The organism is Halomicrobium sp. HArcel3 (assembly GCF_058933135.1).
On record NZ_JBZYDN010000001.1, the window covers coordinates 684,969 to 707,750 of the forward strand.

Consider the following 22,782-nt stretch of genomic DNA (forward strand, 5'->3'; position numbering starts at 1 on the left):
GATGACAGAACTTCAACAGCAGGTCGAAGACGCCATCGTCGCCCGTCGCGACCGGGTCAACGACGCCATCCCGGAGGAGCTCCCGGTCACGCGACCGGAGAAACTCTACGAAGCGGCGCGCTACCTGCTGGACGCGGGTGGGAAGCGGCTCCGACCGACGATGTTCCTGCTCGTCGCCGAGGCGCTGGCCGACGTGGAACCGCTCTCCGAGGACTACCGTTCGTTCCCGACACTGGACGGGGACGACGTGGACGTGATGGCCGCGGCCGTCGCCGTCGAGACTATCCAGTCGTTCACGCTGATCCACGACGACATCATGGACGACGACGATCTGCGCCGGGGCGTTCCGTCTGTCCACCGCGAATACGACCTCTCGACGGCCATCCTGGCCGGCGACACGCTGTACTCGAAGGCCTTCGAGAACATCCTGGAGACCGGGGCGGAGCCCGAGCGCTCGGTGGCGGCCGTTTCGGAACTCGCCTCTTCGTGTACCAAGATCTGCGAGGGCCAGTCGTTCGATATCGCGTTCGAACAGGCCGACGAGGTGACGACCGAGGAGTATCTGGAGATGGTCGAACTGAAGACCGCCGTTCTGTACGGTGCATCGGCGGCCATCCCGGCGATGCTGCTCGGCGCCGACGACGAGACGGTCGAGGCGGTCCACGGCTACGGCCTCGACGTCGGCCGCGCGTTCCAGATCCAGGACGACCTGCTCGATCTGACGACGCCCTCGGAGAAACTCGGCAAGCAGCGTGGCTCGGACCTCGTCGAGAACAAACAGACGATCATCACGCTCCACGCGCGCCAGCAGGGCGTCGACGTGGACTCGCTGGTCGACGCCGACTCCGTCGAGACGGTCTCGGAGGAAGCGGTCGAGGACGCCGTTGCCGAACTCGAAGACGCTGGCAGCATCGCGTTCGCCCGGGAGACGGCCCACGACCTCATCGACAACGGGAAGGGTCGGCTGGAAGTGCTCCCCGACAACGAATCGCGACGGCTGCTCGAAGGTATCGCGGACTATCTGGTCGAGCGCGAGTACTGAAGCACCCGGTCGTTCCGTTCTCTCTCGTTTTCTGCGGGTCCGTCGTGTCCGTCAGTGGTCACGCTGGCGTCGTCCGGCAGCGTCCGTACCCGTTGCGAGCGAGATCACTCACCCCTGCGTCGATGGAGGGTCGATGTCGTCAGCGGTGGTCGATCCGCTCTCACGTGCGTCCGGCAGGGTGGCCCAGGGTGGGAAGGCCACCGCCGGTCGCATTCCAATAGACACGTTGGGACGAGATAAACGGGGGACGTCGTTGCATCAGTTCACGGCGTTCGTTTCGTTCCTCCACTACAGTTTCGACTGTTTCACGTGCGGTTCGGCGACCGTTTCGATCGTTACGGGGATGCTAAGGCCGTTCACGAGCGTCGGTTTCCGGAGATTTGACGAACCGTTCGACCCGCGTCGGAACCCGAACCCGTTTTCACTCCGGCAGGCGACGGTACCGCTAATGGACGACGATCTCAAAGACCGCGTGCGCGAGGCCGCCGAGGCCGACGCGCTCCTCAACGCGGTCAAACACGACAGTGAGGCGCAGGTCGGGGCGATAATGGGGCCGCTGATGGGCCAGAACCCCGAGTTTCGCGAGCACGGCGACCAGATTCCCGGGATCATCGCGCCGGTCATCGAGCGCGTCAACGGGATGTCCGCCGATGAACGCCGCGACCGCCTCGCCGAACTCGCACCCGAGCGCCTCGAAGAACTCGAGAGCGAGGACGAGGGCGAGGACCACCCGCTGCCCGACCTCCCGGACGTCGAGGCGTACGACGAGATCAAGATGCGCGTCGCGCCGAACCCGAACGGCCCCTGGCACGTCGGCCACGCCCGGATGCCGGCGGTCATCGGCACCTACGCCGAGCGCTACGACGGTTCGTTCGTCTGCCGGTTCGACGACACCGACCCGGAGACCAAGCGGCCGGACCTGGACGCCTACGACCAGATCCTCGACGCCATCGACTACCTCGGCTTCGAACCGAGCGAGGTCCTGAAGGCGAGCGACCGCGTCGAGACCTACTACGAGCACGCCCGCGAACTGATCGACATGGGCGGGGCGTACACCTGCTCCTGTTCCGGGGAGACCTTCTCCGAGCTGAAGAACTCCGCTGAACCGTGTCCCCACCGCGACAAGGACCAGGAGACGATCCGCGAGGAGTTCGAGTCGATGGTCGATGGCGAGTACAGTTCCGGCGAGATGGTGCTCCGGGTGAAGACCGACATCGAGCACAAGAACCCGGCGCTGCGGGACTGGGTCGCCTTCCGGATGATCGACACGCCCCACCCGCGCGAAGAAGCCAGCGAGTTCCGCTGCTGGCCGATGCTGGACTTCCAGAGCGGCGTCGACGACCACCTCACCGGCGTCACCCACATCATCCGCGGCATCGACCTACAGGACTCCGCCAAACGCCAGGGATTCGTCTACGACTACTTCGGCTGGGAGTACCCCGAGGTCATGCACTGGGGCCACGTCCAGATAGACGCCTACGACGTGCCGATGTCGACCTCGTCCATCATCGAACTGATCGAGGCCGGCGAGCTGTCCGGCTGGGACGACCCGCGCGCCCCGACCATCGCCAGCCTCCGCCGCCGGGGTATCCGCGGCGAGGCCATCGTCGACGCGATGGTCGAACTCGGCACGTCGACGTCGAACGTCGATCTGGCGATGTCCGCCATCTACGCGAACAACAGGGAGCTCGTCGACGACGCCGCTCCGCGGGCGTTCTTCGTCCGTGACGACCCCGACACCGGGGGCCTCGTCGAGCGGCAGGTCGTCGGCGGTCCCGACGTCGCCGAACCACCGGTCCACCCGGACCACGAGGACCGCGGCACTCGCGAGATCCCGGTCGGGGGCGCCGTGGTGCTGGAAGGCGACGACCTGCCGGCCCACGACGAGCGCGTCTGGCTGAAAGGGTACGGCTGCGTCCGGCACACTCGCGACGCCCTGGAGTTCACCGGTGACGACATCGACGTCGTCCGCGACGGTGACGTCGACGTCGTCCACTGGGCACCGGCCGACGGCCCCCGACTTCGGCTCAGGACGATGGAGGGGGACGTCGACGGCGTGGCCGAACCCGGAATCGTCGACGCGGACGTCGACGACGTGGTCCAGTTCGTCCGGATCGGTTTCGCACGGCTCGACGACCTCGAGAGCGACCCCGCCGTCGCCTACTACGCACATCCCTGATCCCACAGATGAGTCCGCCACCGGACGAAATTACGGTTCATCGCGACCTCCCGTTTCACGAGACGCCAGAGCGGACGCTCCACATCGACCTGTTCGAGCCCGTCGAATCGGGACCGCGTCCGACGATTCTGTTCGTCCACGGCGGTGCGTTCGTGGAGGGCGACAAGGACCAGCTAGAGCGGTACGCACGCGAGTTCGCCGGGCGCGGGTACGTCACCGCCACGTGCCAGTATCGGCTGGCCGACGAGGCGACGTTCCCGGCGGCGCTCGTCGACGTGAAGGCGGCCATCGAGTGGCTCCGGTCGGAGGGCGAGGGCCACGGCGTGGACGGACGTCGAATCGGTGCCGTGGGCTGGTCGGCAGGCGCCAACCTGGCGTCGCTGGCCGCGGTGACGGCGGACGAACCGGGCTTCGAGCCCGAGGTGTACCCCGGCGCCTCCTCGGAGCTCCACGCCGTCGTCGGCTACGCCGGCGTCTACGACTTCGAGTGGTGGGACGACGACCCGGAACCCCATCGGAACTACCTCGGCGGGACTCGCGAGGATCGGCCGACGGCCTACGACCTCGCCTCGCCGGTCGGGCAGGCCACCTTCGAGACGCCCCCGACGCTCCTGGTTCACGGAACCGAGGACGACGTGCTCCCGATCGAACAGGCCGACCTGTTCTACCGGGACCTCGATTCGGTCACTGAGGCACGCTTCGAACCACTCGAGGACGCTGGCCACGGCTTTCCGACGGACGCATTCGACGAGACCGTCGAACTCACCGCCGAGTTCCTGGGGTCACATCTCTGACGGCGTCACGGGCTGTGACCGACGCCACGACGACGAACGATACCCCCTGTCAAAAGCTTAAGTAGGCTCCCGACGCTGAGTCTAGATATCAATGGCCATAGATCCGGAGTTCGAGGACAACTACGAGGAAGTCGAGCGTCACGAGGGGCATCGGGTGTGGACGCCCGACGGTGAGGACACGACCGAGGAGAAACAGGGGATCCACGGCACCCACGTGGCCGTCGACTTCGACATCTGCATCGCCGACGGCGCGTGCCTGGAGGACTGTCCGGTCGACGTCTTCGAGTGGGTCGACACGCCTGGCCACCCCGAGTCGGAGATCAAGGCCGACCCGACCCACGAGGACCAGTGCATCGACTGCATGCTCTGTGTCGACGTCTGTCCCGTCGACGCCATCGACGTCGACCCGAGCCGCGCTGGCCGGATCTGACGCGGATCTGTTTCTCGCCGTTCGCCGCTCAGTAGCTACTGCTACCCGTCCGCCGGGACGATTCGAGGGGCTCTCTTCGGAAAACGAGCACAAAAGACTATTACCGAGCCGTTAGTCACCACTCCCCACGAGGCATTTGATATCGATGCGCACGGTAGTACTGACGAAAGGCGTTCCCGACTTCCGCGAGGGGCAGGTCTCCTTCGACGAGGACGGCCACCTCGAGCGCGGGAAGACGCCGACAGTGATGAATCCGAACGACAAACAAGCGCTCCGCGCAGCACTCCAGACCAAGGTCCGCCACGGTGGGACCGTCTCGCTGATGAGTATGGGGCCGCCGGGGTACAAGGAGGTTCTCGAGGAGGGGATGCGCGACGTCTACGCGGACGACCTCTACCTGTTCTCGGACCGCGAGATGGGGGCGGCCGACACCTGGGCGACGGCGATGACTATCGCGACCGGCATCGAGCACCTCGGCGAGGAACCGGACCTGATCGTCGCCGGGTTCAAGACCGCTGACGGGGAGACCGGACACACCGGTCCACAGACCAACTGGTGTTTCGACATCAACGAGAACCTCACCGACCGACCGTTGATCACCCACGTCATCGCGATGGACGTCGACGAGGAAGCCGGCACCGTGCGGGCGAAGCGCCTCGTCGAAGGTGACGTCTCGGAAATCGAGACAGTCGAGGCCGACCTCCCGGCGTTCGTCGTGACCGACGGCGAGTTCGAGTCGAGTTATCGGACCGCCAGTCAACGCCTGACGTACAAGGATCTGCGCGAGGAGACCCAGGCGCGGGCAGACGACATCGACCTCGAGGAGGACGTCACGGTCTGGAACCACGAGGACCTGAACCTCGACCCGGACTTCATCGGCCTCGACGGGTCACCGACTATCGTCTCCGGCGTCGACCCGATACCGAAGGCGCCGTCCGAACGGGAAGCACAGGTGGTCGAACCCGGTGACGAGGAGGGGATGAACGACGTGCTCGAGGCGGTCACGCCGTACGCGGGGGGTGACTGACCGTGGTCGACATCGACCCGACCGAACACGAGATCGCGGACCTCGGACCGGAGGTCAACCAGATCGACGACGTCGACGAACTCGAGGCGATGCTCGCCCTGGAGGAAGACGGGGAGGACCGCCAGCCGGTCAAGACGCTCATCGAGAGCCGGATCGAGACGCTCGAGGCGGACGACGAGGCGGTGGACCCGGAGACCGTCGACCTCACCGACCTGACCATCGCCGACATCGCGAACCTCGTCCGCGACGTCGACGACGTCGACGTGCTCGAGGACATGCTCGAGCGCGAGGCGGGCGGCAACGACCGGAAAGGCGCGAAAGAGCAGATCGAGAACCGCATCGACTCCCTCGAGGGGAGCGGCGACGAGGAGCCGACCGAAGTCGAGTACGTCCCGCCGGAGGAGAAGTACCCGGACCTCGACCACCCGACCGCGGACAAGCAGTACGTCGAGGGCGTCTCCGGCGAGAGGTACCGCGACATGTGGGTCTACTGCGAGACCCAGCAGGGCGAACTGATAGACGTCGCGAAGGAGATGCTCGGGAAGGCCCGCGAGCTGATGGACGAGTACAACAGCGACTCGGACGCCGAGGGGGCCTACGGCGGCGACGAGGACGGCGAACCCGAGGACGTCGTCGCCGTCGTCATCGGCAGCGACGTCGAGGATCTGGCCGAGGAGGCCGTCGCCTACGGCGCCGACCGCGTCGTCTACCACGACGACGAACGCCTCGAACGCTTCCGGCACAAGCCCTACACCGAGATATACGCGCACATGTGCCGGGACTTCGAGGCCGACTGGCGCGACTACCACGAACCCCGGTACAACGTCTTCCCGGCGACGAACAACGGCCGGGACCTCTCGGCGCTCGTCCAGGGCGAACTCGATTCGGGGCTCGCTTCGGACTGCTCGGACCTGTACATCGAGAACGCGATGATCTCGAACCCGGCCAAGACCGGGACGCCTGGGGACTCCAGGGAGTTCGAGCGCGTCCTCCACATGCCCCGGCCCGACTTCTCCGGGTTCGAGTACTCGACGATCCTCTGTATCGACAAGCCACACCGGGACTTCCACCCGCAGGGTGCCAGCGTCATCCCCGGTGCGTTCGACCTGCCCGAGCCGGACCCGGACCGCGAGGGCGAACTCGTCGAACACGACCTCGACCTGCCTGAGGAGTGGTTCCAGATCGAGATTCTCGAGGCCGACCAGCTAGACGAGGGCGTCGACCTGACGGGCAACGACGTCGTCGTCGCGCTCGGCCGCGGTATCGGCGACGACCCGACGGCGGGCATCGAACTCGGGGTCGACCTCGTCGACCAGTTCGAGAACGCCGATCTGGGCTTCTCACGCGGCGTCCTCACGGCCTCGTACCAGTTCGCCGGCCACGTCGAACAGTACGTGAACATGGAGCGACAGATCGGCGAGTCCGGGCAGGTCGTCGAACCGGACGTGTACATCGCCGCCGGCATCTCCGGGGCGATCCAGCACAAGGTCGGGATGGACGAGTCGGAGACGATCATCGCCATCAACGACGACCCGGACGCCGACATCAGGGACTTCTCGGACTACTTCGTCCAGGGTGACCTGTTCGAAGTGTTGCCCCGCCTCACCGAGGCCGTCGAGGCGGGAGAACTGAGCGCGGTAGCGCAGGAGGCGAGTGATGACTGAGACAGACGACTACGAACACTACGAGGCCGTCGTCGTCGGGTGCGGACCCGGCGGCGCGGCGGCGGCAGCGGCACTGGCGAACAACGACGTCGAGACCCTGGTCCTGGAACGGGGGGTCGACGCCGGGTCGAAGAACGTGTCGGGGGGACTCGTCTACGCCGAGGAGTCCTCGCCGTACACCATCGACGACCTCTTCCCGGACTTCCGCGAGGAGGCGACGGAGCGACCCACCACGGAGAACTACATCCACAACGTCGCCGGCGACCAGGTGGCGTCGTTCGACATCTCCAGTCTTCACCACCACGACAGCGAGTGGTCCGACGCCGTCCTTCGCCGGAAGATGGACTCCTGGCTGGCCGAGCGAGTCCACGAGATGACCCGGGAGACCGGCGGCGGCCTGCTGACCGAGGTTCGCGTCAACGGGCTCCTGCGCGAGAACGGGGAGATCGTCGGCGTCACGACGTCGGAACTCGACCCGATCACGGCGGACCTCGTCGTCGCCGCCGACGGCGTCAACTCCGAACTCGCCCGGGACGCCGGGCTGATGGACTGGGAGGACCCCGACGAGTGGTTCCAGGGCGTCAAGGCCGTCGTCGAGATGGATCCCGAGGACATCAACGAGCGCTTCGGTATCGAAGAGGACGAGGGCCATGCACACCTCTTCTCTGGCGACCTGTTCGACGGCGTCCGCGGTGGCGGGTTCCTCTACACGAACGAGGACTCGCTGTCCATCGGGACCGTGTTCCACCTCGACTCCATCGCCGAGGAGGAGGCAGAGCCACACGAACTGCTCGACAATCTACTCACGCACCCGCTGCTGTCCCAGTGGCTCGGCGACGACTACGAGGAACTGGAGTACTCCGCGAAACTCGTTCCGGATTCGAAGAAGGCAGCCCATCCCTCGCCCCACCAGGACCGGCTCGTCCTGGTCGGCGACGCCGCCGGCCAGATGCAGGCCCAGGGACCGATCATCAAGGGGATGAACCACGCCGTCACGGCGGGCGCGCTGGCCGCGGAGGCGTTCGTCGACGCGAAGGCGCGCAACGACCCCCACGCCGCTGGCGACCTGTACGAACAGAAGCTCCGCGACGAAGGCGTGATGGAGAAGCTCCGACCGCGGAGCTACCGGACGCTCGGCAAACTCGCGGAGGCCGATCCGATATCGAAGGTGACCGACGCCGTGGCGGACTCGGCCATCGGCCGCGCCGGCGTCAACCTCCTCGGGCCTGGTATCCTCGAACGCCTGTTCTCCTCGCCGCGGATGATGGCGGTGATGCCGGACACCCGGACGCCGTACGTCACTATCCCCACCATCATCGCGGAGGAACTCGGCGAGCGCGTCGACGCCGACAACACGGTCGAACCGCCGGAACTCGACGACCGTATCGGCGACCTGACCTACGACGTCGGCGACCCGCACATCGAACTGGTGGACAACAGCTTCGAAGCGTCGGGTACCGCCGTCACCGCCTGCCCGGTCAGCGCGAAGGACTTCGGCGGCGGCTGTTACCGCGACGAGCACGTCAAGACCAACGGGAGCGAGGAACACCTCGTGAGCCTCGACACCCAGCCCTGCGTCGAGTGTGGCACCTGTGCCGTCGTCGCCGACACGCACTGGGAACACCCCGACGGCGGCAAGGGCGTCGAGTACAAACAGGGCTGATCGCGGCGAACGCGCCCCGGAGCACGCTTCATGGAAACCGACGATGCAGTCGAGGAACGTATCGACGATCTCGCGGCCGCCGCCAGCGACGCCCGCAAACGATTCGACTCGCCCCCCGACCCGCCGGACGAGGACGAGGCGATGCGTCTCGTCCGGGAAGGGTTCGGTCCGACGGCGTCGCTGTTCGTCGAGATCAGGACCGGTGGACGGTCGGTGCACCTGCCACCGGCACCGTACGACCGGCTGGAGGGCGCGATGAACGACTGGCTGGCGCTGTACGCACGCTGTTACGGCGTCGAGCTTGACGCGGACTACGAGTTACGTAACGCTGCGCAACTGCTGGTCGACACGCACAACGCCCGTGATGTCGCCCAGATTCTCACGGGCGTCCCGGAACGGGCGTGACGGCCGCGTTCGAGTCACTCCGAACCACACGGCAAGCGAGTCGATCGTGATAAACAGTTAAGTATAGTCGCGTGTTACCGAGTGTCATGGAACTCGCCGAGCCACCGCAGTTCGACCACAGGGACCGCAAGGACGTCTACGAGTACGTGGAGAGCCACGGGTCCGTCGACCCCGAGGAGATGCGGACGTCGTTGCACATGGAGCCACGACCGTTCGGTCACCACGTGGCGATCCTCAAACGCGACGGCGTGCTCGCGGAAGTCGAGGGCGAATTACGGATCGCCTACGAGGATACGGCCGAGGAGGAGTTCGACGAGGACGGCGTCGAGTTCGTCATCCGGCAGGCCCGCCAGGAGGACCTCACTGGGCTCGTGGGCGCCATCCGGGAGGCCATCGGCGGGAAGACCTACGTCGATGCCGAGACGGTCGCCGACGTCGTCGACAACGAGGGGGTGCTCCTCCGGCACAACGAACTGGAGTCGCGCATCTTCTTCGTCGCCTCCGTCGAGGACGAGGTCGTCGGCTGGGTCCACCTCAAACACCCCGAAATCGACAAACTCTCCCACACTGCGGAACTGACGGTGGGCGTCCTCGAACGGTACCGCGGCCACGGCATCGGGAGCCACCTGCTCGAACGCGGCCTGGAGTGGGCCGGGTCGCAGGGCTACGAGAAGATATACAACTCCGTTCCCTCGACGAACGAGGAGGGCATCGAGTTCCTGGAGACCCACGGCTGGGAGACGGAGGCCGTCCGGCCGGACCACTACAAGCTGGAGGGTGAGTACATCGACGAAGTGATGCTGGCCAAGCAGCTGTAGAATCGGCAGCACTGGCCAGTTCAGTCGGCGAGTCCTCCGTTTTCCGCAGGTGTCGCAGCTCGCGAGCGACCGCTACGGCCAGGCATCCTCGTGCCCCTCCATCGGCGCCGGGACGACGCCGTCCTTCTGGGCCCACGTCCGTGCGTGCCCGGGACAGACGCGCATGTTCGCGTCCCACGGGACGTGCAACTCGACTGCGGCCTCGGCATCGCAACCCTCCTCTTCGCACTCCATGCGTGGGCTTCGAACGCGCGACCCTTATCGCTTCTTAGAACGCCCACACGGCGACCATCGCCAGGAGGATGCTCCCGGTGAGGAGCGCCTGCACGACGGCCGAGCCGAGCATCGCAGCGGTCGTGACGGCCGCCGCCTTCGCGCTGGCGCGGGCGTCCTGCTGGCGGTAGAACTCCAGCGCGAACACGGTGCCGGCGACGCCGAGTACCAGCCCGATCGGTCCGAGGCCGGTCGCGAAGAACAGCACCAGTCCGACGAGACCGGCCGCGATGGCGGTCTTCGTCGACGCGCCACCGACCTTCGCACCGACGACGCCGCCCAGCCAGTCGACGGCCCACGTCAGGACGCCCGCCGCGAGCAGCAACGCGAGGACGAGTGGGCGCGGTTCGACGAAGCCGGTCCCCCACCAGTAGACGAGCACGCCGGCGATTGAGAAGGGCGCACCGGGGACCTGCGGGGCGAGACTCCCGGCGACGCCGGCTATCAGCAAGACGAACGCGGCGACGAGGGCGACGAGTTCCATCATCGGTCGTCGAGTTCCTCCATTGTCAGATCGTCGGCGTAGAGGCGTACTAACCTTTCGACGGTTCGCGCCACCGAGCGCATACACTCGGCCGTGGAGACGAACGCGAACTCCTCTCCCACGGTCTCCCACTCGTGGCCCTGGAGGACTTTCTGGACGAGGACGCGCTCCTCGTCGGACGACAGAGTGTCCGGGTCTGCCGGGTCGACGAGGTGACGGAGCGCCAGCTGACGGAAGGGCGCCGGGTTCGTGTCGAACGTCGTGGCGCCGCCGGGGACGCCCGCGACGACGCGCCACTCCCACGCCGAGAGGTCGATCGGCGGCGTCCCACCCGCGGACGTGAGCACGGCACGCGCGACGTCGGGGCCCAGGTCGTCGACCGGGTCCGAGAGGACGCTCGCGACGCGGTCCAGGAACCACCCGCCGTGGCGTTCGGCCAGGTCGGTCCCCGCGTCCGAACACGGGTCGAGCATGATGGCCGAGTACTCGCCGCTGGCGTCGTTGCGAGTCGTCGAGAGGTGAACCGTTCGAAAGCCGTTGGCGGCCCAGAACCGGACGAGTTCCGGAGTCGCACCGTAGCCGACGCCGAGCCAGTCGACCGAATCGGCGAACTCCTGGCGTATCTCCGTGAGCAGTCTCGACCCAATCCCCCGCGACTGGACGGCGGGATGAGTCGCGATGCGGAGGACGCGCTGGCCGACGGGGATGGCCGCCGCTTCGTCGCGCAACTGCGTGGTCAGCACGTCGGGGATCATGTTCCCCCGAACGCGCCTCCCTTCGTACATGTCCGCGCGCAGGTCGGCGGGCAGGTCTCCTTCGCGGGCGAGCAGCGCGACGGAGACGACGTGACCGTCGTGGGTGAGTGCCCGGGCGCTGACGTTCGGCGCGTCGAGGAGACGCGCCAGGTCGTCGGGCTCGGTGCGGTAGTGAGCGAGGACGAGCAGGCCGAACGCCTCCCGGAGCAGGTGTTCGTCGGCCAGGAACTCGGCGGCGGTGAGCCGACGATACGCCACTGACTCCGGCGTCGCGCCGTCGACGAGTGGCTCGACTGCCGGTCGCGCGTTGAGCATGAGTGCTCGAAACGCCCAGGATTCGACCGGGTCACCGGCGGCGTACCTGATCGGTGTGGTCATCGCTACGTCCGTAACCTCGTGGTCGCTATCGGCCAGTCGGTCACGGAAGCGAACGGAGAAGCCCCGGCCCGCGCCCTCGTACCCGTGGACCGTCGTCGTGAACGCCACATTCGGCGCGTCGAGGAACTGTTCGAGGACCCGGACGGGAAGGGCCGCCGCTTCGTCCACGATGACGACGTCGGGGTCCGCCGGCAGGGCCGTCGCTTCGTCCGGCAATTCGAACCTGACTCGTCCGGCCGGGGTCTGGAGGTGCTGTGGTGCGTCCTCGTGGTCGACGGCCTCGAGCGCGTCCAGTTCGTCCAGCAGGTCGACGGCCCTGGCGAACACCTCGCTGGCGCTCTTGTACTGTGGGGCCGTCACCAGCACGTCTTCACCGTCCAGAGCGAGGCTCGCGGCGGCGAGTCCGGCGGCGCTCGATTTGCCCCGGCCCCGGTCGGCCTCGACCACGAGGGCCTGCGCGTGGGTTGTCGGCTCTCCGTCGTCTCGAAACCGCTCGAACGCGCGGACGGCGTCGGTCTGATCTTCGGTGAGGCAGGCCTCGTAGGCCGCTGCGGGGAATTCGTGGTCCGCAGGCGGGGCAGAGGGACCGCGGGAAAGGCGCGGTGCCGGGTCGGTAAGCCCGTCCGTCTCGACCCGGTCCTCGTCGGCGTCGACGACGGCGACCCCCGGATGAGCGCGGAGCGTCTCGACGACTCGTCGCCGGAAGTTCCCGGTGACGTCGTCGACGTGGAAGGGCGGAACGGCCAGGGAGTCGTCGAAGTCGTCTCGGCGGTCCGGCCACCTGTCGAGCGGCGGCGTGAGGAGGATCAGGAGTCCACCGCCGTCCACCGCACCGACCGACGCGCCGAGCACGTTCGGCCGGAACGAGTCGTGGGCGTCGAGGACGACCGCGGTCCGCGTTCGTCCGAGCAGGGTGCCGGCGTGGACTGGTTCGAGGTGCTCGCAGGCCAGGAAACCTTCGGTGCCGACGACGGTCGTCTCGTCGATGGGAACATCGGCGGCCGAGAGGGCTCTCCGTGCAGCCTCGCGCGTCGCGTCCGGGGACCCGGCCAGGACGAGCACCCTGCGCTCGTCCGTCCGCCGTGCCTCGTCCCGTACCGCGCGTGCGAGGTCGTTCATGCTGGTGATTCCACCGTGGAGCGTCATGGGCGTGACGGTCCGATGGGCGACCGGTACTGATCAGATCGTTTCCGGGCGCTTCCCTGGCGTGTTCCGGCGTGACACGCCGTACGGCGTTTGAAAGCGCTTTTAAGGAGTGATGTGCAACCGTGGTATACAGCCTGCGCCGGGTTGATGAAGCTCCCAGCCTTCTCAAGGACTATGCCGTCCGTCGCGGACGGAGGCGGGAACGTGCCCCGGTCTCCGCACGCCTCACGTGGAGGTCCCGGACAACCGCGTTCTCGCACTGGCGGGGGAGCCCGAGCCCGTGTGCAGGAGGTGATCCACCAATGCCAGTATACGTAGATTTCGACGTTCCGGCCGACCTCGCAGAGGACGCCCTCGAGGCCCTCGAGGTCGCACGGGACACAGGGACGGTAAAGAAAGGTACGAACGAATCGACCAAGGCCATCGAGCGCGGCAACGCCGAACTCGTCGTCGTCGCCGAGGACGTCCAGCCCGAGGAGATCGTCATGCACATCCCCGAGCTGGCCGACGAGAAGGGCGTCCCCTTCCTCTTCGTCGAGTCCCAGGACGACGTCGGTCACGCCGCCGGCCTGGAAGTCGGCAGCGCCGCCGCGGCCGTCACCGACGCCGGTGAGGCCGAGGAGGACATCGAGGACATCGCCGGCAAGGTCGAGGAACTCCGGTAAGTGATCAACGATGAGTGCTGAGGAATCCGAAGACGGAGGGTCCACGCCCGCCGAGGTCATCGAGGTCGTGGGCCGCACCGGGATGCACGGCGAGGCCATGCAGGTCAAGTGCCGCATCCAGGAGGGCTCGAACCAGGGCCGTATCATCACGCGCAACGTCCTCGGGCCGGTTCGCGAGGGCGACGTGCTCCAGCTTCGCGAGACGGCTCGCGAGGCCGACACCATCGGAGGGCAGTAACGATGCCTCGATCCAGAGAATGTGACTACTGCGGCGCCGACATCGAGCCCGGTACCGGGACGATGTTCGTCCGCACGGACGGCACGACCGTCCACTTCTGCTCCTCGAAGTGCGAGAAGAACGCCGACCTCGGCCGCGAGGCGCGCAACCTCGAGTGGACCGAGGCCGGACAGGCCGAGGGCGGTGCCGCCGAGACCGTCACCGAGGAGGAGACCACCGAGTCCGCTGCCGACGCGGACCAGGCCGACGAGGAGGACGTCACCGAGGACGTCGACTCCGAGGAAGCCGAAGAGGCTGAAGCCGAGGAGGAGGCCACCGAGGCCGAATCTGACGACGAAGACTCCGAGGAGGATGCCCAGGAAGCTGACGAAGCCGAGTCCGAGGACGCCGAAGCTGACGAAGCCGAGTCCGAGGAGGAATCCGACGAGGAAGACGAAGAGGAGACCGAGGAGGCCGAAGCCTGATGGCCGACCGCGAGCGAACCTTCGTGATGGTCAAGCCCGACGGCGTCCAGCGCGGCCTCATCGGCGAGGTCGTCGGCCGCCTCGAGGACCGCGGCCTGAAGATGGTCGGCGGCAAGTTCATGCAGATCGACCGGGACCTGGCCGAGGACCACTACGGTGAACACGAGGGCAAACCCTTCTTCGAGGGCCTCGTGGACTTCATCACCTCCGGTCCGGTGTTCGCGATGGTCTGGGAAGGCCAGGACGCCATCCGTCAGGTCCGCCGCATGATGGGCGAGACCGACCCCGCCGAGTCCGCGCCCGGTACCATCCGCGGCGACTTCGGTCTCGACCTGGGTCGCAACGTCATCCACGGTTCGGACCACGAGGACGAGGGCTCCAACGAGCGAGAGATCGACCTCTTCTTCGACGAGGACGAACTCGTCGACTGGGAGCAGGCCGACGAGACCTGGCTCTACGAGTAACGCTCCGGTCTCGAATCCGGTTTTCGCGGTTTTCATCTTTCGGTGACGAACGGACTCCAGCAGTGGCGTCTGTATCTGGACGATGAGTCCTCCAGGTCGGCGCGTGCGGTCGTGCGTGTCCGAGCGATAGCGAGGACCGCACGGCGAACCCGCGAGGGTTTCGCGAGCGCAGCGAGTCTTTCGGTGGATGACCGAAGGAACGGAGTGACTGAGGGAATCGGCTGGGGAGGCTCGTGGTTGCGATAGTTCGTTTCCTGGCGGACCGAGGGCTTTCGAGACGGTACTCCCCACTACTGGGGACCTGACGGGAAAAGAAAGCCCTCGGCCCGCTCGCGCACGCTCGTCGACATCCCGCTCACTCCGTTCGCGGGAACCCTGCCGACGAGCGCATGCCCGATGGCGCGAGCGGACCTCGCCCTTTCAGTCCACCAGGAGAGCAAACTCTCCTGAGCCCTCGTTCGCTTCGCTCACGAGGACACCAGGACAGCACCGCACGACGGTCACGCACCTCCCCAGCCGATTGCGGTGCTCACTTCGTTCCGCTCCTCATCCCTCGCGCGGGTTCGCCGTGCGGCCTCCACTGGCGTTCCGGCACGCACGACCGCACGCGCCACGCCGGTCCTTGCTGAGTCGCCGAAAACCCCTTTCCACCCCCGTCCGATGGTATCACCATGAGCTTCACGCTCTACGAGCTAGACGGCTGTCCGTACTGCGAGAAGGTCCACGAACGGCTGCAGGAACTCGACCTCGACTACGAGAGCGAGTGGGTCGAGGGGCTCCACTCGAAGCGCGACGAGGTCAAGCGCGTCTCCGGCCAGCGCGGCGTGCCGGTCCTCGTCGACGAGGACGCGGGCGTCACGATGGCGGAGTCCGAGAAAATTCTGGAGTATCTGGAGCACAGCTACGCCTGAAACGGGTTCGAGCGTCTACGAGTTACTCTTCCGGGTCGAAGTCGAGCGCGGCGCCGTTGATGCAGTAGCGCTTGCCCGTCGGCTCTGGGCCGTCGTCGAAGACGTGGCCGAGGTGGCCACCGCAGTTGGCACAGACGACTTCGGTCCGGTCCATCCCGTGGCTGGTGTCCCGACGGGTCTCGACGTTGCCTTCGTCGTAGACGTCCGAGAAGCTGGGCCACCCGGTACCCGACTCGAACTTCACGTCGCTCTCGAAGAGGACAGTGTCACAAGCGGCACAGGTGAACGTGCCCTCCTCTTTCACGTCGATGAGGTCGCTGCTGAACTTCGGCTCCGTTCCGGCCTCCCGGAGGATGCGGTACTCCTCGTCGGTGAGTCGCTCGCGCCACTCCGCGTCGTCCGTCGGCAGGTCGTCCGCGTCTGTTTCGCTCATGGGCCACCGTACGTTCTGGAGGAGTATATACTGCGGGCTCTCCTGGTTACGGGTCCCCGTCGGCGTCGTCCCAGCGCTGGTCTACCAGTTCGCCGAACGGGTAGGCTCGGCCGCAGGCACGACAGTACGCCGTCTCGGTCGTGTCGGCGGCCGAGAGGCTCGTGTGCCCGCTGGGGCAGACGACGCGATACTCCGAGTCGAGTTTCTCCCGGATCCGATAGCCGTCATTCGACATCGAGTGCACCTCCGCACGGGAGCGTCGTCACCGGTTCGTGCCAGTAGACACAACAACGGTACCGCACTCGCGGCACCTTCCGACGAGCGTCACTCATCTGCCTCCTCCACGCGTCGGCAGTAATCCGCGGCGGCCAGGGCGGCCGTCTCTCCCCGGCCGACGACGTCCACGCCGTCCTGGGTCGCCCGCCAGCCGCCGTCTCTCGTCATTTCCAGCGCTATCGTCGTCCGGCCGCGGACCTGCCGTCGTTCGGCCGTGGTCGCAGCTGCGTCGATACTGGTTCCCATCCGCACGGAAGTGGACGGCGAGTAGCGACTAAGTAGCCAGCCTAGGGTGGAGCGGAAGTGAAACTAACAGACTGCGGAGGACTGCTCACTCGACCGAGACGTTTTTCCGGCCGTCGTCGTGTCCGCTCGCCCACGGCGACTGGTCCCGCCGCGAGCACTGTCGTTCAGCGACGTATCGAAAACTCCACGCGGCCAAGGAGGAGGCACGGCCGCGCAGGGTGTGGGGGTGGGGTGGTTTGTCGGGCGGATCGAATCCGCCAACGACACGTTGGGGCTCAGGACTGATACGAAGCAAGCCAAACTGTTTTGGGTTCTCCGGCGTACACGAGACCGGAACCGACAGACGACGCCTTGATTTGGACCGAATGAAACAATCCATAGGTCTAATTCGGGTCAATTGGTTCGTAGCTATCGGATGTATAGCATGGTTCGGGAAGCACCAGACAAGGCGGATCGCTCCATCAGAAACTCATAGTGGATGAACGGATGTTCGACGGCGAATGGGACTGTAAAAACTATCCCGAGTTCAGCGACACCATAGGGCTCCTCGGTGTGACAGATGTGTATCACCGGCACGTGACGTTATTGGGCCACTGCGTCCGAGTGACCAAACACGCTAGCGGAGACCTCTCCTCGAAGCTTATCGGTACCCAGGGCGGCGTGGCAAGTGAGCATGGCCGTTGGTCCATACGATCCCAAAGGTGCGGAAACTCCCAGCAGTGAGGCCGGCCGAGCCGGGCGACACCGAAGAGTCGAGTCGCTACTGAGTGCATACGAAAAGGCCAGCCGTGTGGTGGTGGAATCCAGTGATTCCGCGGCTGGTCCGAATAAGTTGTTGGTGCCGTTGGTGGACAACTTAATACCGATTGTGGTCAATCGGTGTACTATTGTTGTAGATACACGCCCTTATCGTTACCGAACCATTTCAAACCGAAGTTATTGTTAATGAATGGAAAACTTCTCTGGGGAAAAATTCCCGACCCCGATCTGAGAGACATCTGGCCGTCTATGAGAGTCGGAATTAGTTTAGCGAACTTCCGCGTCATTGCCGGGACCCCCTCCGCGCGCGAATCAATCGTAAAACGCCCGGCTGCAATATTCGGCGTGAACGACTCTTTAGCGAGCATAAATCGCATTATATTGATGCTCCAGGCCTAACGGGCGCAGATTTCCGTTAGATTGTTTGGAATTTGATGTAATCCAGGGGTGGAATGATGAACTACGCGAAGACGGTCCGGGCGTGCGCCTCACTTCGTTCGGTGTTCCGGGGCTGCGACTCCTCTCGTTCGAATCCCACTGATGGCTTTCAGCCTCGTATTACTCGGCGAGAGAAGCCAGGGGTGGGATTTGAACCCACGAACTCTCGATTACAAGTCGAGTGCTTGAACCACCCAAGCTCCCCTGGCGCACTCGACGATAGCGCACACTCCGTTTAGAGGGTATCGCTTTCGACCGGCTTCTCCAGTTCGACGCGGTGGGGTTCGTACCCGTGACGACGATAGAATCGACGGGCGTCCTCGTTGGCGGCCATCACGTTGAGCGCGACGCGGTCGACACCGTTGTCGGCGAGACGCTCTTCGGCCGCAGCGAGCAGTCGCGTCCCGATTCCCCGTCGCCGGTGAGTCGGGGCGACGTAGAGGTTCTGGACGACGCCACGCTGGACGTCCTGTTCGTACTGTCCGGACTCGACGGTGAACATGACGAAACCAGCCAGTTCCTCGTCCTCGCGGGCCACCAGCAGTTCGTCGGCGACGATCCGCCGGAGCGTCGCCTCCCTGATAGTGGCCCGGTTGCGCTCGGGGGTAATGTGGGAGTCGTACTCGCGCTGGCCACGCGCGAGCGAGACCCACTGGTCGACGACGGCGTCGACGTCGTCGACCGTACTCGTGGTTATCTCCATCGGCCCGTATCGCTCCGGGATTCGACCGGACCCGTCAAAGGCGTTGTCCCGCGGACGAGACGCGCCCGCGTTCGGGACGGCCCGTCCAGATACCGCGGTCGCTCAGATGTCGCGACAGTCGGCACAGAGAAGCTGGCCGTTGAACGCCGAGAGGTCGCGGCTGAGCGACCCGCACTTCTCACAGATCCCCTGGTCTTCGAACCCACCGGCTTCAGCGGAACCCGCGTCAGAGGCTGTCGTGCTGGTGCTGGCGTCGACGAGGTGGGAGTCCTCCTCGCTCGCCCCGTTGGCGGCGTCGATTTCGGTGCCGATGGTCGAACTGCTGAGGACGTCGTGCTCGGTGACGATACCGTCCGGCTTCCCCCCGCTGGAGACGACGAGCCACTTCGTCGACCGGGCGGCCATCCGGTCGCGCGCCTCGGCGAGCGTGTACTCGGGAGTGATGGTCGGCACCGACTCCGTCATCGCGTCGCCGACGCTGACCGTCGTCGGATTCGTGTCGTCGTCGACCACCACTTCGAGGACGTCGCGGTCGGAGAGGACGCCGACCGGTTCCGACCCACGGAGGACGACGGCCGGTTCGGCCTCCTCGCGGATCATCAGTTCGACTGTTTCGAGCGCGTTGTCCGACTCGCTGGCGGCGACGAACTCCCGGTCCATCACCTCCTGCACTGTCACGTCCCTGTTCATGTCGCGTGTTACCAGTGGAACAGTCTAAAAATTACCTGCACCACGCTTATGCCGGTACGCGGCGAAGATCAGGGGCTTCGCTCAGTCGCCGATTTCCACGTTCGCGCCCGTCGCGCGGCACCGTTCCAGCGCGTGTTTGGCGACCATCCCCGCGTCCGACGCGACCCGACCGTGTCCGACGCCGACTTTGAGGTCGACGTCGACTTCGTCGTGGACGTGGTCGATCGCATCTCGATAGTTGGGCTCATCGAGGTCTGGGCAGACCGCGATGACGTTGTCGCCGCCGACGAAGAAAGACAGCGAGTCGTGGGCCTGGCGCATGTACCGCATGAGCTCCGCGTACCCCTGTTCGATGTGGATGAACGTGTCGAACTCGTTGAGCTGGTCGGTGTACTCCTCGGTCGCGTCGTTGACGTCGAAGTGGGCGATCTGGAGGTCCTCGGGCGTTCTGAACTCCGCTTCGATGTGTCGACCGCGGAGTATCTCCCGGCGGTGTTCGTCCTGGGCGCTCCCCGCGTCCTGGAGTTGCTCTGTCGCCGTTCCGAGCGCGCTGACGGGGTCGGTTCCCGTGGCGACGCTGAGGCTCATCGTCACCGGATACCGGTTCCCGACGGACTCCTGGATGAGGGCGTGGTCGTCCATATCGAGCCCGTTCGAGACGGCGATCATGTTGTCGAACCTGGTGAAGAAGACGTAGCCGTCGCGGTTCCCGAACAGCTGCGAGAGGTCGGCGAAGAGCCGGGACTGCAGCGTCTGGAGGTCGACTTCCCGCCGCGGTTCCGGCGTGACGGTCCAGGGGCCGTAGTTGTCGATCTGTATGTGCGTCACCTGCGTGTTCGTCACTGTTGTCTCCGCGTTCGACATGGCCCGGTATTGTTCTGTCGAAACGTCCAACTGTGGGTCTCCCCTCGCCGAGTGCGTCGCCGTCGGTCTGAATCCCGCATGTCGACGACGACGTCCTCTGGGCGCAGTCTCGATTCGAACCTGCAGCCGCTTGTGAACGAACTCACGCTGAGCTCACGATCGGCTGCTAAAAGCAGCTGACGCGACTTCGTGGAACTGTTCAGGCGTGTTCGAGTTCGTACGGCCAGTAACCTGCCTCCCGGAGCGCGCGGCCGACCGCCTTGTGGAAGTCCGGGAAGTCCTCGAACTCCTCCTGGTCGACGTAGTCGAAGATCTCGGAGACGCTGACGACGCGCTCGAAGTCGATGCGAACGGGGTGGTCACCGAACTCGTCGACGTACCCTGCCGCCGAGAGCGGGAAGTCCTCGTCCTCGTCGATTTTCTTCGCCAGAACGGCGTGTCCGTACTTGCGGCGCCCTTCGCTGCCCTGCTCGCCGTCGGGGTCGTGGGGCCAGTCCATACTTCAGCGTTGCCCAGGTGACGCAAAAGGGTTTCTCTCCTGGTTACCGTCGGACGAACAGGAGCAGGCCGCCGCCGAGGAGGACGATTCCTGCGCCGATACCGACCTCCAGCGTTCCGACGTCGCCGATTGCCGGGAGGGATGGGAGGGACGGTTCGGCATCCAGCAATCCGTCGTCCGTCGAGTCCGCGTCGTCTTTCGACGTGTCCGAACCGTCCAACTGTTCCGTGCCGGATATCGCGTCGCTCGTGAGGATGACCGAACTCACTCTTTCGGCCCCGAGACCGACGTCGTACTCGCCCTTGCTCGTGACGACGTGGTCCAGTTCGACCGTCTTCGACTCGCCGGGCCGGAGCGTCACGTTCTGCCGGTCGACGGTCACCCCGTCGACGCGCATCTCGGCCTCGTAGTCACCGGCGACCTGTCCCTCGTTGGCGACGGTGGCCGTCAGCACGACCCGCTGGCCGTCGCTCGCGTCCTCGGTGTCGACGTCCGCGGACCGGACCGCGAACTCGGGGGTCAGCGCGCCGACGACGAACTGATTCCCGCCGTCGGTCGACGCCTCGTAGACGATGGCGTCCTCGGTCGTGGCGGCCTGCTCGGTCGTCAGCGGTGTGAAACTATCGCCGGTCTTCCGATAGACGATGACGCCGTCCGACTCCAGTCCGTTCTCGTTCAGCGCGTCCCGGTCGACCGCGAGTCGGAGCGAACTCGTGTTGACGCCCGAGATGGCGTCCATCTCGACCGCGCCGACGAGCGACGCACCCTGACCGCCGGGGACCGAGAACGACGCGCCGTCGGCCGGTGCGTAGGTCGCGACGCTGCGGTTGAACGACGACCCCGGCCCGGTCATGGTCACTCGCTGGAGGGCGAACGGCTGACCGTCCTGGGCGGGAAGGTTCGCGGTCATCGGCTCACCGGCCGCGACGCCACCGGCGCGGACGATGGCCGTCTGGCCGTCGTCGCGTTCGGTGACCGACGCGACCCGGAGCCGCGTCACGGTGAGCGTTCCCGCTGTTTTGTCGTTGGCCTTGATCTTGTACGTCCCCGGTTCGTCGAAGGAGACGTTGATCACGGCCTTCCTGTCAGTGTCCGACTCGACGTGGATACGTTCCGACGCCACGTCGGATCCGTTGGCCAACACGTCGATGCCGATGACGCCGCCGTCACCGCGGTTGTGTAACTGTACCTGCACGCCGACCGATTCGCCGACCAGCGTCGCGTCGCGTTCCAGACTCGCGCTCGACATCCAGATACGCGGTTCCGCGACGGCCGTGCCGGCGAAGGCGGCGTTGGCTAGCAGTATAGCCAGGAGTGGGAGGGCGATGAGCCGTTTCTTCGATGTTGTGTGGGACCACATTGTTGACCAGATGCCTACGTTTCGAATGTTAACACCGGAATATAAATGTGCGTGTTATCTCCGTGATCACTTCACTGAACCGACTCCAGTCTCGCGTTTTTCGATCGGATCTGTCGCGGCCGGTTACGACTCTCCGGGACTGAACTTTCGTCGCATCTTTGCTGCATATAGATTCGTGCCTCGAAGAAGCGGTGGGGCTGGGATTTGAACCACGCCGAGACATTCCTGCTCGGTCGCTTCACTCCCTGTGCGGGCTGTGACTCGTCTACTTCAAATCCCAGCGGATACCGTTTGCTCCTCGCGTAGTCGCTCGGAGCAAAACGGTGGGGCTGGGATTTGAACCGGAGGAAGACGTTCCGGGCTGTGGCCTCACTCTGTTCGGCCATTCCGGGGCTGCGACTTCCAGGGTTCAAATCCAGTTGCACCGCTCTTCACTCACGTCCGTTCGTTCAGAAGCGGTGGGGCTGGGATTTGAACCGGACCCAGATGGTCGCTCTCACTTCGTTCGAGCGCTGCAACTGGCAGGATTCAAATCCCAGCTTGTTGCATTTGCTGCTCACGAACTGTTCGCAGCAAAATGCGGTGGGGCTGGGATTTGAACCCAGGAGGCATAACGCCACCTGCTTTCAAGGCAGGCGCAATGGGCCGCTCTGCCACCCCACCAGTCAGCGTCGAAGTGTACTGTCGGGCCCCTCTAAGGCCTGTCGGTTGTCC

Annotated in this window: 24 protein-coding genes, 2 tRNA genes and 1 pseudogene; 14 read left to right on the forward strand and 13 right to left on the reverse strand. The window is 65.6% G+C overall.

The genetic code is table 11. From position 1 onward, the window contains the following. The first annotated feature begins 1 nt into the window (after position 1). From idsA3 to AC5FRV_RS03535, 9 genes and pseudogenes are all read left to right on the forward strand, one after another. Positions 2-1,042, forward strand: a complete 1,041-nt coding sequence (gene idsA3 / locus AC5FRV_RS03495) for a geranylfarnesyl diphosphate synthase (protein WP_493559718.1) — start codon at positions 2-4, stop codon at positions 1,040-1,042. Positions 1,043-1,490: 448 nt separating this feature from the next. Next, positions 1,491-3,221, forward strand: coding sequence for a glutamate--tRNA ligase (locus tag AC5FRV_RS03500; protein ID WP_493559719.1), 1,731 nt, complete (start codon positions 1,491-1,493; stop codon positions 3,219-3,221). Beyond that, a pseudogene (locus AC5FRV_RS03505) lies at positions 3,203-4,015 on the forward strand (alpha/beta fold hydrolase); the annotation flags it as partial. The gene AC5FRV_RS03500 and the pseudogene AC5FRV_RS03505, both read left to right, overlap by 19 nt. 91 nt (positions 4,016-4,106) lie before the next feature. After that, positions 4,107-4,445, forward strand: a complete 339-nt coding sequence (locus tag AC5FRV_RS03510) for a 4Fe-4S dicluster domain-containing protein (protein ID WP_493559720.1) — start codon at positions 4,107-4,109, stop codon at positions 4,443-4,445. 145 nt (positions 4,446-4,590) lie between these two features. Next, positions 4,591-5,472 carry an electron transfer flavoprotein subunit beta/FixA family protein gene (locus AC5FRV_RS03515; protein WP_493559721.1) on the forward strand — a complete coding sequence of 294 codons (882 nt, stop codon included), beginning with the start codon at positions 4,591-4,593 and terminating at the stop codon, positions 5,470-5,472. A gap of 2 nt (positions 5,473-5,474) precedes the next feature. Beyond that, complete coding sequence (locus AC5FRV_RS03520; RefSeq protein WP_493559722.1) at positions 5,475-7,136, forward strand: electron transfer flavoprotein subunit alpha/FixB family protein; 1,662 nt, start codon at positions 5,475-5,477, stop codon at positions 7,134-7,136. Beyond that, entirely contained in the window at positions 7,129-8,799 is a 1,671-nt protein-coding gene (locus AC5FRV_RS03525; protein ID WP_493559723.1) for an FAD-dependent monooxygenase, read from the forward strand. Before AC5FRV_RS03520 ends, AC5FRV_RS03525 begins: the two co-directional genes overlap by 8 nt. A 30-nt stretch (positions 8,800-8,829) precedes the next feature. Beyond that, positions 8,830-9,204 carry a DUF8055 family protein gene (locus AC5FRV_RS03530; RefSeq protein ID WP_493559724.1) on the forward strand — a complete coding sequence of 125 codons (375 nt, stop codon included), beginning with the start codon at positions 8,830-8,832 and terminating at the stop codon, positions 9,202-9,204. A gap of 86 nt (positions 9,205-9,290) precedes the next feature. Beyond that, a complete protein-coding gene (locus AC5FRV_RS03535) occupies positions 9,291-10,022 on the forward strand; it encodes a GNAT family N-acetyltransferase (RefSeq protein WP_493559725.1) in 732 nt (243 codons plus the stop codon). A gap of 72 nt (positions 10,023-10,094) precedes the next feature. On the opposite strand, the gene AC5FRV_RS03540 is transcribed toward AC5FRV_RS03535, so the two are convergent. The 3 genes from AC5FRV_RS03540 to tmcA are packed head-to-tail and all read right to left on the reverse strand — an operon-like array spanning position 10,095 to position 13,031. Then, positions 10,095-10,256, reverse strand: a complete 162-nt coding sequence (locus AC5FRV_RS03540; RefSeq protein WP_493559726.1) for a DUF8014 family protein — start codon at positions 10,254-10,256, stop codon at positions 10,095-10,097. A 34-nt stretch (positions 10,257-10,290) separates the two neighbouring features. Next, positions 10,291-10,782: a DUF456 family protein gene (locus tag AC5FRV_RS03545; RefSeq protein ID WP_493559727.1), complete on the reverse strand. Its 492-nt coding sequence runs from the start codon at positions 10,780-10,782 to the stop codon at positions 10,291-10,293. Beyond that, positions 10,779-13,031, reverse strand: a complete 2,253-nt coding sequence (gene tmcA / locus AC5FRV_RS03550) for a tRNA(Met) cytidine acetyltransferase TmcA (RefSeq protein WP_493559728.1) — start codon at positions 13,029-13,031, stop codon at positions 10,779-10,781. Before tmcA ends, AC5FRV_RS03545 begins: the two co-directional genes overlap by 4 nt. A 329-nt stretch (positions 13,032-13,360) precedes the next feature. On the opposite strand from tmcA, the gene rpl7ae reads away from it, so the two are divergent. The 5 genes from rpl7ae to AC5FRV_RS03575 all read left to right on the forward strand — a co-directional run bounded on the left by rpl7ae (position 13,361) and on the right by AC5FRV_RS03575 (position 15,800). Next, on the forward strand, positions 13,361-13,723 hold the full coding sequence (gene rpl7ae / locus AC5FRV_RS03555) for a 50S ribosomal protein L7Ae (RefSeq protein WP_089817281.1): 363 nt from the start codon (positions 13,361-13,363) through the stop codon (positions 13,721-13,723). Between the two features lie 10 nt (positions 13,724-13,733). Beyond that, positions 13,734-13,961 (forward strand): 30S ribosomal protein S28e, encoded by a 228-nt coding sequence (locus AC5FRV_RS03560; protein WP_089817282.1) that lies wholly within the window; start codon positions 13,734-13,736, stop codon positions 13,959-13,961. Positions 13,962-13,963: 2 nt separating this feature from the next. Further along, positions 13,964-14,425 carry a 50S ribosomal protein L24e gene (locus tag AC5FRV_RS03565; protein ID WP_493559729.1) on the forward strand — a complete coding sequence of 154 codons (462 nt, stop codon included), beginning with the start codon at positions 13,964-13,966 and terminating at the stop codon, positions 14,423-14,425. After that, positions 14,425-14,889: a nucleoside-diphosphate kinase gene (ndk, locus tag AC5FRV_RS03570; protein ID WP_493559730.1), complete on the forward strand. Its 465-nt coding sequence runs from the start codon at positions 14,425-14,427 to the stop codon at positions 14,887-14,889. The genes AC5FRV_RS03565 and ndk overlap by 1 nt, the downstream gene beginning before the upstream one ends. A 671-nt stretch (positions 14,890-15,560) precedes the next feature. Continuing rightward, on the forward strand, positions 15,561-15,800 hold the full coding sequence (locus tag AC5FRV_RS03575) for a glutathione S-transferase N-terminal domain-containing protein (RefSeq protein WP_493559731.1): 240 nt from the start codon (positions 15,561-15,563) through the stop codon (positions 15,798-15,800). A gap of 22 nt (positions 15,801-15,822) precedes the next feature. On the opposite strand, the gene msrB is transcribed toward AC5FRV_RS03575, so the two are convergent. The 10 genes from msrB to AC5FRV_RS03625 all read right to left on the reverse strand — a co-directional run bounded on the left by msrB (position 15,823) and on the right by AC5FRV_RS03625 (position 22,731). Then, on the reverse strand, positions 15,823-16,233 hold the full coding sequence (gene msrB / locus AC5FRV_RS03580) for a peptide-methionine (R)-S-oxide reductase MsrB (protein WP_493559732.1): 411 nt from the start codon (positions 16,231-16,233) through the stop codon (positions 15,823-15,825). 46 nt (positions 16,234-16,279) lie between these two features. After that, on the reverse strand, positions 16,280-16,468 hold the full coding sequence (locus AC5FRV_RS03585; RefSeq protein ID WP_493559733.1) for a hypothetical protein: 189 nt from the start codon (positions 16,466-16,468) through the stop codon (positions 16,280-16,282). 89 nt (positions 16,469-16,557) lie between these two features. Continuing rightward, positions 16,558-16,755 carry a hypothetical protein gene (locus tag AC5FRV_RS03590; protein ID WP_493559734.1) on the reverse strand — a complete coding sequence of 66 codons (198 nt, stop codon included), beginning with the start codon at positions 16,753-16,755 and terminating at the stop codon, positions 16,558-16,560. 1,332 nt (positions 16,756-18,087) lie between these two features. After that, positions 18,088-18,161 (reverse strand) — tRNA-Thr (locus AC5FRV_RS03595). 26 nt (positions 18,162-18,187) lie between these two features. Then, positions 18,188-18,655 (reverse strand): GNAT family N-acetyltransferase, encoded by a 468-nt coding sequence (locus AC5FRV_RS03600; protein ID WP_493559735.1) that lies wholly within the window; start codon positions 18,653-18,655, stop codon positions 18,188-18,190. A 102-nt stretch (positions 18,656-18,757) separates the two neighbouring features. Then, positions 18,758-19,345 (reverse strand): CBS domain-containing protein, encoded by a 588-nt coding sequence (locus AC5FRV_RS03605; RefSeq protein ID WP_493559736.1) that lies wholly within the window; start codon positions 19,343-19,345, stop codon positions 18,758-18,760. 81 nt (positions 19,346-19,426) lie between these two features. Then, a complete protein-coding gene (locus tag AC5FRV_RS03610) occupies positions 19,427-20,188 on the reverse strand; it encodes a GTP cyclohydrolase III (protein WP_493560149.1) in 762 nt (253 codons plus the stop codon). Between the two features lie 220 nt (positions 20,189-20,408). Further along, positions 20,409-20,708, reverse strand: a complete 300-nt coding sequence (locus tag AC5FRV_RS03615; protein WP_493559737.1) for a DUF5785 family protein — start codon at positions 20,706-20,708, stop codon at positions 20,409-20,411. A 43-nt stretch (positions 20,709-20,751) separates the two neighbouring features. Beyond that, positions 20,752-22,068, reverse strand: coding sequence for a CARDB domain-containing protein (locus AC5FRV_RS03620; protein WP_493559738.1), 1,317 nt, complete (start codon positions 22,066-22,068; stop codon positions 20,752-20,754). A 580-nt stretch (positions 22,069-22,648) separates the two neighbouring features. Next, positions 22,649-22,731: transfer RNA gene (locus AC5FRV_RS03625), tRNA-Ser, on the reverse strand. Positions 22,732-22,782 lie beyond the last annotated feature (51 nt).

What these genes read in the sequence shown, in the direction of transcription:
- AC5FRV_RS03510 (WP_493559720.1), top strand. Translation starts at nt 4,107, where the DNA reads ATGGCCATAGATCCGGAGTTCGAGGACAACTACGAGGAAGTCGAGCGT.
- AC5FRV_RS03615 (WP_493559737.1), bottom strand. Translation starts at nt 20,708, where the DNA reads ATGGACTGGCCCCACGACCCCGACGGCGAGCAGGGCAGCGAAGGGCGC.
- AC5FRV_RS03560 (WP_089817282.1), top strand. Translation starts at nt 13,734, where the DNA reads ATGAGTGCTGAGGAATCCGAAGACGGAGGGTCCACGCCCGCCGAGGTC.
- AC5FRV_RS03620 (WP_493559738.1), bottom strand. Translation starts at nt 22,068, where the DNA reads ATGTGGTCCCACACAACATCGAAGAAACGGCTCATCGCCCTCCCACTC.
- AC5FRV_RS03585 (WP_493559733.1), bottom strand. Translation starts at nt 16,468, where the DNA reads ATGTCGAATGACGGCTATCGGATCCGGGAGAAACTCGACTCGGAGTAT.
- AC5FRV_RS03600 (WP_493559735.1), bottom strand. Translation starts at nt 18,655, where the DNA reads ATGGAGATAACCACGAGTACGGTCGACGACGTCGACGCCGTCGTCGAC.
- AC5FRV_RS03545 (WP_493559727.1), bottom strand. Translation starts at nt 10,782, where the DNA reads ATGATGGAACTCGTCGCCCTCGTCGCCGCGTTCGTCTTGCTGATAGCC.
- AC5FRV_RS03515 (WP_493559721.1), top strand. Translation starts at nt 4,591, where the DNA reads ATGCGCACGGTAGTACTGACGAAAGGCGTTCCCGACTTCCGCGAGGGG.
- AC5FRV_RS03525 (WP_493559723.1), top strand. Translation starts at nt 7,129, where the DNA reads ATGACTGAGACAGACGACTACGAACACTACGAGGCCGTCGTCGTCGGG.
- AC5FRV_RS03575 (WP_493559731.1), top strand. Translation starts at nt 15,561, where the DNA reads ATGAGCTTCACGCTCTACGAGCTAGACGGCTGTCCGTACTGCGAGAAG.
- AC5FRV_RS03530 (WP_493559724.1), top strand. Translation starts at nt 8,830, where the DNA reads ATGGAAACCGACGATGCAGTCGAGGAACGTATCGACGATCTCGCGGCC.
- msrB (WP_493559732.1), bottom strand. Translation starts at nt 16,233, where the DNA reads ATGAGCGAAACAGACGCGGACGACCTGCCGACGGACGACGCGGAGTGG.
- AC5FRV_RS03500 (WP_493559719.1), top strand. Translation starts at nt 1,491, where the DNA reads ATGGACGACGATCTCAAAGACCGCGTGCGCGAGGCCGCCGAGGCCGAC.
- rpl7ae (WP_089817281.1), top strand. Translation starts at nt 13,361, where the DNA reads ATGCCAGTATACGTAGATTTCGACGTTCCGGCCGACCTCGCAGAGGAC.
- AC5FRV_RS03540 (WP_493559726.1), bottom strand. Translation starts at nt 10,256, where the DNA reads ATGGAGTGCGAAGAGGAGGGTTGCGATGCCGAGGCCGCAGTCGAGTTG.
- ndk (WP_493559730.1), top strand. Translation starts at nt 14,425, where the DNA reads ATGGCCGACCGCGAGCGAACCTTCGTGATGGTCAAGCCCGACGGCGTC.
- idsA3 (WP_493559718.1), top strand. Translation starts at nt 2, where the DNA reads ATGACAGAACTTCAACAGCAGGTCGAAGACGCCATCGTCGCCCGTCGC.
- AC5FRV_RS03535 (WP_493559725.1), top strand. Translation starts at nt 9,291, where the DNA reads ATGGAACTCGCCGAGCCACCGCAGTTCGACCACAGGGACCGCAAGGAC.
- tmcA (WP_493559728.1), bottom strand. Translation starts at nt 13,031, where the DNA reads ATGAACGACCTCGCACGCGCGGTACGGGACGAGGCACGGCGGACGGAC.
- AC5FRV_RS03605 (WP_493559736.1), bottom strand. Translation starts at nt 19,345, where the DNA reads ATGAACAGGGACGTGACAGTGCAGGAGGTGATGGACCGGGAGTTCGTC.
- AC5FRV_RS03565 (WP_493559729.1), top strand. Translation starts at nt 13,964, where the DNA reads ATGCCTCGATCCAGAGAATGTGACTACTGCGGCGCCGACATCGAGCCC.
- AC5FRV_RS03590 (WP_493559734.1), bottom strand. Translation starts at nt 16,755, where the DNA reads ATGGGAACCAGTATCGACGCAGCTGCGACCACGGCCGAACGACGGCAG.